Here is a 12,771-nt window from a genome sequence, read left to right as displayed (position 1 = left end):
TATAAGGAAATATAATTATGAACGATGTTATCAGCATTAAAAAAGAGCAGTCGATGCTGCGCCATGGTCACATTTTCTCCCCTAAATCACGAGTTTATTTAGCATGGGAAAAAGGTCAGATTAACACCGGACAATTAAACCAATGTGAAGCAGGTAAATTCTTCCCAGCAGCAGTAAGTGGTTTGCGCGATTCGCTGGCACCTACTGATTCAGCCAATAGTCTGCCACCGCGCGATGGTGAAATCGTAACGGCTAACCAGGGCACCGGACGTTTTCTGGATGCACCGGGGACTCACTGGTACAAGCACGATGTAGAATCCGGCCAGATTCTGCCAGTTCGCTGGTACTACACTGCTCAGCACGTAACCCGGCGCTGGAACTACTTTATCACCCGTAACGACTGGAATCCGAACCTGCCGCTGAGCCGGGCACAGTTTGACGACACCCCGTTTTACCAAGTACAACTTCAGGAACAGCCTTTCTGGAGCCACGGCGCAGCACTCACACCGCCTAATCCGACTGTGCATGACCTGATGCTGCCACAGCGTTCTGGGTATCATGTTTTGCTTGCCGTGTGGGAAGTTGCGGATACTGGTAACGCATTCTACCAGGTTATCGACCTGAATTTTACAGGTGACAACAGTACACCGGAACCGGTTCCGACACCCGTCGCCCCAACCGCGTTGCGTAGCACCGCTGTGACCGATAGCAGTGTTTCGCTGGCTTGGAGTGAACCTTCTGTCCCGGCAACCTCTTACCGTATCTATCGTGACGGTAATCTGATTGGTTCACAGACGGCAATGACTTATACAGACGATAACCTATCGCAAAGCACTCGCTACAACTATCAGGTTTCAAGTGTCAACGTATCTGGTGTTGAATCTTCGCGCAGCAATGCACTGGTTGTTACCACACTGTCTTCTTCTCAAATTGATACTGCGCCATCAGCCCCAAGAGGTCTGCATAGTATGGGTGTGACTGCCAGCAGCGTAAGCCTGATGTGGAGTCCATCGCAAGCAGGTACTTCTGTTAAGCAATACATCGTTTATCGAGAAGGTGAAGAAATTGCCCGAGTTGCGATGAGTCAATTGACTTATAACGACACCGATTTACAGGCCAGTACTCAGTATCGTTACTTTGTAGCTGGAATGGATGCGCAAGACCGTCTCTCCGTACCAAGCAATGTGCTGACCGTCTCCACCGCAGCTGCCGCGCCAGCACCTACTCCGGCTCCTACTCCCGTGCCGACTCCGGAACTTGGTCGTGCTTGGGCGCTGGGTGACACCTTTTCTACCAGCGAAGTTGTGACCCATAATAACCTACTGTGGTCTTGTATCCAGGGGCACACAGCTTGGGTTGCAAGCTGGGCGCCAGGCGCGTCAGACTCCGCGACTCTGTGGCGCAGAGCGTAACCGATAAAATAACCTAACGACGCTGGCTGATGAATATCGGCCAGCTTTTCTTTAACTCAAACAACATCCACGTTTACAGTTAACATACATGTCACAAAATTATCCAAAAATTAATCTAGTACAGTTTAATATGGCGCGTGCAAAATCAGAAATCCGCCGCCGTGGTGGTGTAATTATTAGATCAAGCAGTTATTTTCCTGTTATTTATGCGTATCGCTGTGTGGATTCCTCCATTTGGAATACGGTAGAAATTCGCAAAAAAAATAATGGTAGAATGGATAAAATGGAAGTCTCCAGCATCTTTGGTTGCACCATCATCTGGCTATAAAAACTGTCACAATAAGATTTACACTGAATAAAAAAGGAGTTGTAAATGTTAATAAAGCTAATCCATTATGATCACTCAGATATTATCGCAGCATTTTGCGGTTCTATTATGTATGTAATGATTCAGAACAAATACACCGGGTGGAGAAAAATCAGTGCTTTCATAATCTCTTTTTTTATTGGAATACAGAATGGAAGTGTTGTTGCTTCAGTTATTCAGAGTTATTTACCCGGACCGGTGGTTATAGAAAATGCTCTGGGTTCTTTTTTTTGCAGTTTGCTGACTATCACAATCGCTAAAAATGTTATTGATATTATCAGTCACTCTTTAAATAAAGATAGATGAAAGATTATTGCAAACCTCTAAAAAAAATCGAAACAGTATAAGCCTCTGGTTTTATATTAACATGCTGTTACATTGATACCCTCTTCATGAATGCAATGTGACAGCAACCTTCTTCGTTGTCATTTTTATTTTTTCCAAATCATTCCCTTCCTCTGGCAAAACCTTGGGGCTCAGTTGTCAATTTCACGATGAAGTACTCTTTTATTAAAGTATTTTTTCTTCTCAAGGCTGCGCTCATAATATCAATGGCGTCTAAATGGTTCTGAAATTTAAATTATTGAACCTGCATAACATGCGATGCTCATATAATTCGATATATTGAATAGTGGCGTAAGCCATCCTCATCTATTTTAATCATAGCGCGACGCTAGCGATTGTTTTCATCCTTATATAATCGTATTAAATCACGTCGTCTAGGTATTTAATCTACGAAGGCTCTACATCTGGCAGTCTCTCGTAGAGTCTTGTGTTCCCATGATCCTGTATAAGAATTTTATGTTACGACGTGGATATATGTAAAAATAGTAGTTTTTCCACTGATGTCAACGGCGCGGTACAAATAAGCCCAGCGGCCTTTGGTCTTCATTATGCCATGAACAGATACCGGGGGGGGAAGCAAAAACCATCGCTGTCGTTTCCTCAGTTCCGGCGTTTAGCGCTGAACCTAGCGATAAATAGTTTTGTGATGAATATTCAAACCACTTTCAGAAAGCATCTCCAGCAACTGTATACAGCTGACGCCGTATTTATAGTCCCCGCCGTTGCGTTGCTTCCTTGCAAAGCCTGACAATAGTGTTGCCGAACGAGCATTACGGATTTTCTTGGAAAACGGAAATTATTCTACTGACAGAAAGTTGTCACTGACTGCCATCCTGCTAGATGCTATCAATCTTAGGCTATTGAAAATGGCCGAATACTGTCCGAGAATGACAGAATCATCATTTTAGGGCATCCAAGCTTAGTGCATCAGATATGGGCTCTATTCAGCCGCGCTGGCTGAGTTGGTTAATGCTCAGAAACAACGACCTCTGCCATCATTCAGGGACGATGGAGCAACGTCATAGTCTGAAGGACAGAGTTTTCGGATGGGCAGTTACGGGCGTTATGCGGGTCAGGGCAATGGGAACAACCAGTTTGAACCGCAAGGAAATTGAAACCCACTAGTCTGAGGTGATGCGCCTCGCGAGTTCAATTAACGGCATGAAAAAGTTGGCTAGCTATACGAAACAGATTGGTTTGGTGAAGGATCTGAGGGAAATTGAGCGTAGCAAAAGGTCATGGTTTATGTTGGACTAATTCTGGGATCCTCCCCTGCGTCAACGCGTACTGGCGGGATTGAACAAAGGTGAGCCTTGTAATACTCTTGCACGAGCCATTTTTGAAACTTGGGATCGGGGGCTGGAAACCAGAGCTATCGGGCTAGCGGTCTTACACTGCTAACTACGACTATGTCACCGTGGAATACGGTATATATAGAAAGAACAGTAGATACTCTGAAGCTAAAAGGGATCACTATAAATCGACAGCTTTTGCTCATCTGTCCCAGCTGGGATGGAAGTACATAATTCTGAGTGGGAAAAAAGTCAGGCGAATAAATCTCAAGTTGTGACAGGGTAAATACTGAGCATTACGCTCAGTAGACAATCTTCTGTACAAAAAACAAACTTAACGTAGGATATTTTCTGTTTTCCAAACGCCCCCCTTACGCGCGGTTTTTCATAGTAAATAATTCTATCTTCTTATGAGCTATCATGGCATTGAACGTATGGGATAATCATGACATGATAGCTCAACGATATAATACTGAAGCCGACCTCAGCTATATTATGTTTATAACTTAAAAAATGGCAGGTTTCCTGCCATGAAAATTAGACATTATCAATAGGTAGCTATCAAGACGGTTCTCGCAGGACGAACATATTAAGACGTGCTGTTTACAAAATTAATTGCATCAATAAGTTTAAGGTTACCATTTAATATGTACATGTATGTTTTAAGTTCTAGGCTGGTATCTATACACTCAATTTTTACCTTTTGCTCTTCGATAAGTTGAACAAAACTTGTTGCGTTCATTTCGCTTATTATCCCAATGGCTCTGCCACTCAGAATCATTGGTAAGTAGCTGTTCATATCGTTTACAGCCAGTAGCTGAGCATGTCGGTACTTCATATATAACGCTGAGGTAATTTTATCCACGGACTCATGATCCATAGCCTGCTGATCGATAATGAAGATGTGGTCTGACTCTCTTTTAAGCATGGAGTCATGCCCATCAGCCCTAAGCATAAAATGTGCTTTTTCTCTAATTATTTCAATCCTGTGGAGCTTACTGTGGTTGATGTTTCGATACGTGATAATCGCATCGATTTCACCAGAAAGAATTAAATCAAGAGATTTTTCTTTACTGCATTCGAAATTAAAAATGTTTTCAGTAGCATTTTTTTTTCTTAATTTGTTTATAAACTTGCCAACTTTTAGATTGTAAGAACATTCCATTCCTATTCTTAATGATTTATTGAGAGAAATCTTTTTTTTAGAAGAGAGATAGGCATGCTGAATACCATGAATACTTTTATATAATGGCGCTACACGAGCATAAAGTTCCTCCCCCTTTCTAGTTAGAATTAAATCTTTATGCTTCCTGATAAAAACTTTAAAACCTAACCAATCCTCTAGCATTTTGATTCTGCGTGAGACAGGTGAACTCGATAAATTAAGAGAGACGGATGCTTCTTTAATAGTCCCCTGTTCTACAACGGTCATGAAAGACTCAAGTGCTCTTGAAATTAACAATTTTGTCACCTCATATCATTAATGAATTCATGTAACTATAATGATTCAACCTTCTTAATATTGCAAGATGAATAATGCGAATTCAATAATGTAATTTTTTGGTGCTAATTATGGCAATGTAAGATTGCCGAATAAGCATTTGCCTTTAACTTAAGCATATTTCAAAATCTTGGCAAGAATGATTGTTGTGCTGCGGAAATACGAATAACAATCTTTATTATCGAACATAGTGAAATAATTCATGAATGTTCAATATCTATATACATTAGGTGGAGCGAACTGTCTCTACTCTCTGTTTAAATAACGCTCATCTAAAAAGTGAAATGTTATAAAAAAGCAAGTTAGTTTTTTAAATTGTCTTATTTTTTATATTTAAGTTTTTTTTGCTGGGGGTAGCGGTGTCTTTCTATCTTACAAGCTCAAAAAAGAAAATGTTAATTTGTATTATTTTTACTTACAAAAATCATGAGAGTTATTGTTATTCAAATGATGTGCTTACTTTTTTTGTGCGTTATTTAATCAAGAAATTTTTGTTGGTTATGGAATGGTTATGAAAACAAGCGAACAGGGCATTAAAATAATTAAAGAGTTTGAGGGGCTGCATTTGCGGTCATACCAGTGCAGCGCCGCAGTATGGACCATTGGTTTTGGCCATACAGCACAGGTTAAAGCGGGCGATGAAATCACCGAATCACAGGCAGATCAATTGCTGCGACACGACATCCAGCAGGCGGAGCAGACTGTTCTGGCACAGGTGCAGGCCCCGCTTAACCAGAACCAGTTTGATGCGTTGGTCTCATTTGTTTTTAATGTGGGCGCAGGATCGTTTCGACGTTCAACCCTTCTGCGTCGGCTAAATACGCATGACTATACGGGAGCAGCAAACGAGCTGCTGCGTTGGGTATATGTGGACGGTGTGCTTTTACGCGGCCTGGAAAATCGACGCAATCGTGAAAAAAGCCTATTTGAATCAGAACCTGAATGCGTTGGCTAATGTAAAGAAAAAGTTGCTCCTCTTGGTCACTTAGCTTACATGGCGATTTTCATTACTCTAATATCCTTGATTTTAAGACATCAAGGGGGCTTTCAATTGATACAAAATTAGTGGCACAGTTGCAAAGATTTGGCGATGGTAAACTGATGCCACCGTTTAGCTGAAGGACAGCACATGAATCCTTTCAAAGACCCACATTTTGAGCGTCATATTATGCTGTGGGTAGTCCGCTGGTACTGCAAATATGGCATCAGCTATCGTGAACTGCAGGAGATGCTGGCCGAGCGTGGCACTGAGCCAATTTAGCGTTTAGCTATGCGCTAAACATGTAGGTTGCAATACTGACTATAGCTAGAGGAAAGCTTTCAGCATCCTTAAAGGATGCAGCAGACTGAAGCAATTCAGACATCCCGCAACCATGAGAATGGTCCAAGCCAAGTCCGGTAATGGCGATTCTGAATACCAGGTTATTTATCTTGGCGAAACCTGCCTTAAGGTGTTTTTTTTATTTTAGGGGTAATGGAAGTGGTTTTCTACTCAACAAGTTATGCGTGATGGTGAAGAAACTCACCTTTTTACCTCGTGGTTTCTCACTCACCGGATACGCACTGGTGATATGGAGGCGCATTTTTTTCTTCTCTTTGAAAGAGCTGAATACCACGAAATAAAACTCTTTTTCTCCCCCATCAAGCTCGATCTCTGCGACAGCATAACTCCCATATCCTGCATGTATGACCTTACAACTATCCAGCGTAAATGTTGCCTGGCCCTCTCACAAAATGTGACGCTTATCTTTGGGCAAGTAATACATCAATGATGCTTTTTGTTCTTCCGTCTGGTGATCATAGTCTTTACTGAAACAGTGAAACGAGTAGGTTACAAAGAATCTGTAGGCTTTATCAGGCTTGTCTTCCGCTGAATGCGTATAAGTCACCTCATGGGCATCGAGAAACGATAGATCCCTCAACACGCCGTCAGGGTGCTCAAAAGCCTTCCATTTCTTAACTTCTTCAGTCTTCAATCTAACAAATTCCCGTTGTAATTCTATTTGGCCAGCAGATGCTAACACAAACATACGTACACATTAGAAAAGACGATTGTGAAGCCCACTTAAAGTGGTACGAACCATGCAAGAGAACGGCATTGACCGTAATATCGTCATGATAATTAACGGTCTGACAGAGGATGAGCTGGTGCTAACACGCCACTAATCCTTACCATGTGCTTCCTGTCTGGCCATGAGGGTATACTGGTGGGGCAGGGAGCCATCCACTTCAGAAAGGGCTATCCAGCCAAAGCTTTTAAGCAACTCATTGAGCGCTTCAATCTGCCCGCTAATTCTGGCTGGCACTGGTAATATTTGTTTCCCTTCTTCATTGAAAGCGATGTCCATAGCACTTTTCAGAAGACAGATGCTGTTTACTGATGCCGAGGTCTGGATTCGGTGCCGGCCACTCCAGTCTCTGTCGCTGAGGACGTGGTAGGTCCAGTCGTGCTGAGTCGCCAGTTCCATGGCATAGGTCAGTCGGAACATATCATTTTGCTCCAGCAGTTCGCCGGTGCAGCTGCGCCAGATATAGTCCAGCTTTTGCTTCAGGCGGGCGCGCATACCTAGCGACCGCCCCTGATTTAGTATCCAGTCAATGTCAGTGGCCAGGTCACGCGAGAAACGACGCTGCTTTTTGGCCAGAGCAAACCAGCGCGTGATGAAAAGATTTTCTTGCGATTCAGAGCTGATCAGCCCCTCCTGACGGGCCAACAGCAGTGCGATAAGTGCGCACCATGCCAGATGACCGGTCTTATCCCTGTTTCTCATTTTTTAAGCATCCCTGATGAATGTTAAACGATAACTAGCCGGTAGCACCGGCACGTTTTTGGCCTCTTCAATTATGCGGCGCAGCGCATCAACCGACAATGGCCTGGATTCATTCGACCGGTGCACCATCGCGTGACAGTTAGGGCACAAATGAACCATATCGTTCTCTGGATCTATTTAGTAGCTCTCGCCAATTATTCGCTTACCGAACTCGATATTCAGGGCCGCTAATGCGGACCTGGCCAGCAATCAGAAGCTGAAGCGATAACCTATATTAAACTGTGTCTGATTGAACCGGCTGCCGGTAGTATAATCAGCCTCAGCGTGCAGGATGTGTGCATCACGCACCTGCGCGCTGATACCAATCCCGTTATTCCAGCCGTTGCCTCTGAAGCTGTGTTTCTCACGCGTGCCATTCAGACTGAAGCCCGTATCGCCCGCAAACTCTCGAATGGCAGCTGTTTTAAAGTACGTATTTATCCTACTGCTGCCCACATCATTTTCGTATCCGAGCAGGATCCCGGCGCGTCCCAGCAGTGACTCATAGCTACCCAGCCCAATATTTAGCCCGTTCGTCGCCCTCATATCGGTCGCATTCTGGTGGCTCCAGGTAAACTGCAGCTGCGGCTCGGCGTAATATCCGCCGGACCGCTGGGGCAGGCTGAACTTTCTACCAGCCTCAAGCGATGCGCTAAATCCGCTTGCGCTGCCCGATGCGCTGACCAGATTATTCTGGCTGTCGCGCACGCGGAAGCTGTTCTTCTGCCTGCCGACTTTAAGCACGACATCGCTGTAAAAACCCTCCGGCGACGCATAGTTGGCGTACAATCCGGCATAATCAGAGCCGGTTGTGCCTGTACCACCACGATAGTCCGGGGAGGCATGTGTTGAACCGATAAAGACCCCTGCCCAGACAGGAACATCTTCAGCTAGACGCTTGTCAGCCCCTATCTGCAGGCCGCTGTAGTGCATGTTGAAGCCGCTTAGTCTGCCGCCTGAAAAAGAGTTGAATCTGCCGTCGTAGCCGTTAAGCCACATGTTTCCGTGACTCCCGTTACGACGGATGTCCCCCAGACGCTGCATCAGCGTCTGGTTTTCTGCGTAGCTCATCAGATAGCCCACATTCAGATAGTTCCCACCCGCATCGGCCGTAGTGGTCGGCAGAGGTTTCGGAGCAGGTTTGGGCGGGGGCGCAGGCACCGGGTCTGGTGCAGGCACCGGGTCTGGTGCAGGCACCGGGTCTGGTGCAGGCACCGGGTCTGGCGCAGGCGTCGGGTCTGGCGCAGGCGTCGGGTCTGGTGCAGGCACCGGGTCTGGCGCAGGCGTCGGGTCTGGTGCAGGCGTCGGGTCTGGTGCAGGCGTCGGGTCTGGCACGTTGCCGGCAGCATAAAGCTCCCAACTGGTACCGTTCCGGCGGACGTCATAGAGATAGCCGCCCAGCTCAACCTGAGATGAGGAGGTGAACGACGCGCCGCCGTCGGCAGTCTCTACAACCGTCAGTACCTCGCTGCCGTCGGTCGCCATGTCCCCCTGGTTTCTTACGGTCAAAATGTGGCTTCCGGCGCTGGTACCGGTAACCCGAAGTAGGTCGCCCGCGCCGCCCTTAACGTCCGTCCGCATGATGAACGTTCCGCTTCCGTCAAGATCTGCCATATTCAGGGTGGTGAAATAACCGGAGGCCGGGGCCATACTGGCAAGGTCAACTGTGGCGTTGTTAAGGCTCATCGTATCCACTCCGGAATCGCCGGTGACGCGCCAGGTGCCGTCGTTCAGGCTGACGTCCAGACGACCGCCGTTAACATTGTCCGTGAAGGCTGAGCCGGTCCAATCCGAGCCGGAGTCCATAGCAAGGTCAATTATGCCACCACGGGCATAAACACTGCCGTTGATGCGCATCCGGCCTGCGGCGTTAATCCGGCTGGCCGAATAACCGTCATCGTGTTGGGTGGCGATGGCCATCTGTGCGGGGGACGCCATATTGATGTCGAGGTCGCCGGTCAGGTTGATCTGACTGTCGGACATGGCGTACACGCCGCGTGTTCCCTCTGCCCCACTGATGCTGAGGTTGGCCCCCGTAATAGCCCCCCCGTTCAGGGCCCAGAGTCCCAGCGCAAGCGCACCGCCGCGGTCGATACTGAGGTCGGTATAGCTGAGGTTAATCTCTGCGCCGGGAGTCTGGGCAGAAGCAGCGTAGGAGCCCCCCGAGCTGACTGTATTTCGTGCATGATCAGAGCCGGTAAAGTTAATGGCTGTGCCGGTGCCGTTAGTAATCAGCCCGCCGCCAGTGGCCGAACTGACGTGACTATCATTACCGATGACGGCTCTTCCGCCGCGAACCTCGACTGCATTAGCTCCACTTCCGACGGTATCAACGCTCAGCCCGGATGCGTAGAATTCGCCAAAGCTCCAGATACCGTGCGCGTTATCCCCGTTCGTGCTGATGGAGCTGCCTGTACCCAAGTCGACGACGGCGTTATTCTGGATATTAATCCCATCAGCACCGTACCCTTGGGTGCTGATGTGAAGACCATCTGCGGTGAGTCTGGCCGGACCGTTTGCCGCAGTTCCGTTCAGACCGGCAATGTAAAGGCCATAGCTGAGATGCCCGTTTGTAATCACCGAACTGCCAGAGCCAAGGCTGGCGCTGCTGCCATGGTTGCTGACGCTGATGCCGGTGCCGTAGTCGCCGGTAGTTTCAACGAGAAGGCGGTCGGAAGTCAGGGCGGAAGCGTTGCTTACGAGAATGCCGCTAGCACTCTCGCCAGGCGCTCCCCGCACACTGACACGGCTATCCATGCCAAGATCGGCGCTGACATTTCTACCAGATAAGTTGATACCCGTGGCGCTATTCCCACTCACCTTTACGGTGAGAGCATCTGCTGAAAGAATACTGCCGTTACCTTCGATACTGATGCCTTTTACCGTGGCGGCTGGATCGTCTGCACTGACGGTAACCTGACTTCCAAGATCAATAGTGCCGGGCTGGCCAGCAGGGTTCAGGACCCCATGTAGCATGCCAGGGCTGGTGCCACTGTCTGCCACAATGGTATCGCCATCATTGGCCTGAATATTTGCTCCGCTTAGGCTACCAGTCGTTGCAGCCAGTGCCTGGCAGGAAACAATCATGCCTCCCAGGCTAAACAAACCAGTACTGGCCAGCGACAAGTTTAATAGAGAAATTTTCACTTTAAAGTTGTTACTAGAGCGCTGTTTCTTAGGACTTTTTTTCCACATAATACATTCCTTGATTTTATTGACCCTCATCTTCCTGAAAAGAAGGGAAGGTCAACTCCTGTTCATTATTAAGCGCAGTGAAACATGCACTGGCTTAATATGAGCAATATTCTCCTGGCACAAGTAATAAGAATCAAGCTATAAAGTAAACAGCAACCGCGTAATTGGCTTTGTCATTCAACCATATTTTGCCGCGTAACCATTATTCATTTTTTCGAGATCTATGTGCAGCCTTCCTCTGACGATAGAGCCTTTGGATATATTGCTAATAGCGCAATGATTGCTTTCTCAAATCCATCAACAAAATCTTCATTAAGATTTAGATGGGGGGCGGCTCAAGGTGCTATTTTCTGCATTCGGTATGCTTTCTATCCGACTCTTCGGTCAAAAAAATTCAAGCAAGTCTGGCAATGTAAACGTTAGAACCCTTTATATAGTTATACAGGCCGCATCTGATTAATGTAATATACCCTAAAAGCTCCGGATACTTGAGTGATTTTTGATAGAAAATTCTGATTTTCCATTGATTTGAAACTTTCAGTTAACAATGTTTATTTTCGATTATCCGAGATTAAATGGTATCGATTATTTGACATCCTCCCCGCCATTTAGACCGGGGAGGATGTCAAAAGGGCCGCTGGAAATATTAGCATGCAAGTCATATCGACGGTGGCGCCAATTTTTTCTAGCAGGATATCTGTCTTCATCACAGATGAAGATCGCTGGCACTTTATAATAAAGGAAATCATTTGGTATTAATTATATTAATGTGGGAGTAATGCAAGCCAACATTGAACACTAGCCTGAACATCGATCGTCAGGCCTAATGGTTTGACCGTAGAAACTCACTTCTCTGCGGAGGATAGTTGCGCCTCTTATACGCAAACGTACAATGAGTGCTTATAGTAGACGCTCAAGTTGGTGATGATTCGAATCTGTTGATTTAGTCTATCAAACAGATAGACAAATCCAAACGCGAAAAGGTGTGAATCACAATGGGCTAAAGTAGCCATCGATAGATTGCCATCATTACCGAAGAATAGCTTCGATGACACGATTATTTAAATGTGTAAGCTATCCCGGCACGCAGGCGCAACTGGCGTTCAGTCGATTTTGACGAACGGTTAATGTCGCCGAAGCTGATATACGGACTCCACTCCTTTTTATCCCCCAATGCATAGTTGAACTGTAATTCCTGCTCATAGTTATATTTTTTGTTGGCGAACAGATTCTCGTCACCAAGCTGATAGATCAGTTTATAGGTGGTGGTCAGGTTCGCGATGTTATAACGCAGATAAACATCCATGCGGTTAACTGTACGGTGTCTGCTGGTGCTACAGTTTGCACAACCGCTATTGTCGTGGGCATAATCAGTGAGTTCCAGACGATAAAGTCCACCGACTGACCAGCTATCATTAATTTTATACCACGGTGATACACCGACTTTCCATTCGGTGCGTGTAGAATTAAATTCCGGCTGAAACAATGGTGAAACGGTCCAGCTGCCAAGGCTGTATTTCTTTGCCAGCGTCATTTCCACTGCATTTAATACGGGATCTGAGTAATATTTATCTTTGACATCGGAACCGCCTATCTTAAATTTAGTTTCAACGGCAAATGAGAAATTCTTTGGTAACTGGGAGGCAAAGCTTAATTTATCATAATGTGTCCGATCACGTATACGATACTCATGACGATAATCCATGCTGACGTTCCTTAAAATGATGTCATTTGCAGTAGCGTAGCCTATGAAAACTACAGGAAGCAGCGCACAAAAAGTATTGATGATTTTCTTATCCATTGTCGAAAACCTTAAGCTTAATTATTGAAAAGATAATATCGAGCGTAT

The 12,771-nt window shown here is 46.1% G+C and carries 9 protein-coding genes and 3 pseudogenes; 7 read left to right on the top strand and 5 right to left on the bottom strand.

The window, feature by feature from the left end:
* Window positions 1–17: 17 nt before the first annotated feature.
* The 4 genes and pseudogenes from D5067_RS23970 to D5067_RS23955 all read left to right on the top strand — a co-directional run.
* On the top strand, window positions 18–1,412 hold the full coding sequence (locus tag D5067_RS23970; protein WP_235843321.1) for a lytic polysaccharide monooxygenase: 1,395 nt from the start codon (window positions 18–20) through the stop codon (window positions 1,410–1,412).
* 88 nt (window positions 1,413–1,500) lie between these two features.
* Window positions 1,501–1,740, top strand: coding sequence for a hypothetical protein (locus D5067_RS23965; protein ID WP_133302836.1), 240 nt, complete (start codon window positions 1,501–1,503; stop codon window positions 1,738–1,740).
* 45 nt (window positions 1,741–1,785) lie between these two features.
* On the top strand, window positions 1,786–2,085 hold the full coding sequence (locus D5067_RS23960) for a putative holin (RefSeq protein WP_119937989.1): 300 nt from the start codon (window positions 1,786–1,788) through the stop codon (window positions 2,083–2,085).
* A gap of 821 nt (window positions 2,086–2,906) precedes the next feature.
* A pseudogene (locus tag D5067_RS23955) lies at window positions 2,907–3,694 on the top strand (Tn3 family transposase); the annotation flags it as partial.
* Between the two features lie 311 nt (window positions 3,695–4,005).
* On the opposite strand, the gene D5067_RS23950 reads toward D5067_RS23955, so the two are convergent.
* Window positions 4,006–4,848, bottom strand: coding sequence for a LysR family transcriptional regulator (locus tag D5067_RS23950; protein WP_119937987.1), 843 nt, complete (start codon window positions 4,846–4,848; stop codon window positions 4,006–4,008).
* A gap of 580 nt (window positions 4,849–5,428) precedes the next feature.
* Here D5067_RS23950 and D5067_RS23945 point away from each other — a divergent pair.
* Entirely contained in the window at window positions 5,429–5,872 is a 444-nt protein-coding gene (locus D5067_RS23945; RefSeq protein ID WP_119937986.1) for a lysozyme, read from the top strand.
* 174 nt (window positions 5,873–6,046) lie between these two features.
* Window positions 6,047–6,163: pseudogene (locus tag D5067_RS23940) on the top strand (IS6 family transposase); the annotation flags it as partial.
* A gap of 214 nt (window positions 6,164–6,377) precedes the next feature.
* On the opposite strand, the pseudogene D5067_RS24265 reads toward D5067_RS23940, so the two are convergent.
* Window positions 6,378–6,947 (bottom strand): annotated as a pseudogene (locus tag D5067_RS24265) (YjaZ family protein).
* Window positions 6,948–6,987: 40 nt separating this feature from the next.
* On the opposite strand from D5067_RS24265, the gene D5067_RS24260 reads away from it, so the two are divergent.
* On the top strand, window positions 6,988–7,083 hold the full coding sequence (locus tag D5067_RS24260; RefSeq protein ID WP_509161690.1) for an Rpn/YhgA-type helix-turn-helix domain-containing protein: 96 nt from the start codon (window positions 6,988–6,990) through the stop codon (window positions 7,081–7,083).
* Here the strand turns inward: D5067_RS24260 and D5067_RS23930 are convergent.
* The 3 genes from D5067_RS23930 to D5067_RS23920 form a co-directional block, all read right to left on the bottom strand.
* Complete coding sequence (locus D5067_RS23930; protein ID WP_119937985.1) at window positions 7,080–7,688, bottom strand: DUF2913 family protein; 609 nt, start codon at window positions 7,686–7,688, stop codon at window positions 7,080–7,082. The genes D5067_RS24260 and D5067_RS23930 overlap by 4 nt on opposite strands.
* Window positions 7,689–7,937: 249 nt before the next feature.
* Window positions 7,938–10,814 (bottom strand): autotransporter outer membrane beta-barrel domain-containing protein, encoded by a 2,877-nt coding sequence (locus D5067_RS23925; protein ID WP_119937984.1) that lies wholly within the window; start codon window positions 10,812–10,814, stop codon window positions 7,938–7,940.
* A gap of 1,165 nt (window positions 10,815–11,979) precedes the next feature.
* Entirely contained in the window at window positions 11,980–12,723 is a 744-nt protein-coding gene (locus D5067_RS23920) for an oligogalacturonate-specific porin KdgM family protein (protein WP_119937982.1), read from the bottom strand.
* Window positions 12,724–12,771: the final 48 nt, after the last annotated feature.

Origin of the sequence: Enterobacter huaxiensis (genome assembly GCF_003594935.2) — a bacterium.
GTDB lineage: Bacteria > Pseudomonadota > Gammaproteobacteria > Enterobacterales > Enterobacteriaceae > Enterobacter > Enterobacter huaxiensis.
This window is presented reverse-complemented; position numbering and strand designations above follow the sequence as displayed.

Bases quoted from the DNA above. Each gene is read 5' to 3' on its own strand.
- D5067_RS23965 (WP_133302836.1), top strand. From the start codon at position 1,501: ATGTCACAAAATTATCCAAAAATTAATCTAGTACAGTTTAATATGGCG.
- D5067_RS23925 (WP_119937984.1), bottom strand. From the start codon at position 10,814: ATGATTGTTTCCTGCCAGGCACTGGCTGCAACGACTGGTAGCCTAAGC.
- D5067_RS23930 (WP_119937985.1), bottom strand. From the start codon at position 7,688: ATGAGAAACAGGGATAAGACCGGTCATCTGGCATGGTGCGCACTTATC.
- D5067_RS23945 (WP_119937986.1), top strand. From the start codon at position 5,429: ATGAAAACAAGCGAACAGGGCATTAAAATAATTAAAGAGTTTGAGGGG.
- D5067_RS23960 (WP_119937989.1), top strand. From the start codon at position 1,786: ATGTTAATAAAGCTAATCCATTATGATCACTCAGATATTATCGCAGCA.
- D5067_RS23970 (WP_235843321.1), top strand. From the start codon at position 18: ATGAACGATGTTATCAGCATTAAAAAAGAGCAGTCGATGCTGCGCCAT.
- D5067_RS23950 (WP_119937987.1), bottom strand. From the start codon at position 4,848: ATGACCGTTGTAGAACAGGGGACTATTAAAGAAGCATCCGTCTCTCTT.
- D5067_RS23920 (WP_119937982.1), bottom strand. From the start codon at position 12,723: ATGGATAAGAAAATCATCAATACTTTTTGTGCGCTGCTTCCTGTAGTT.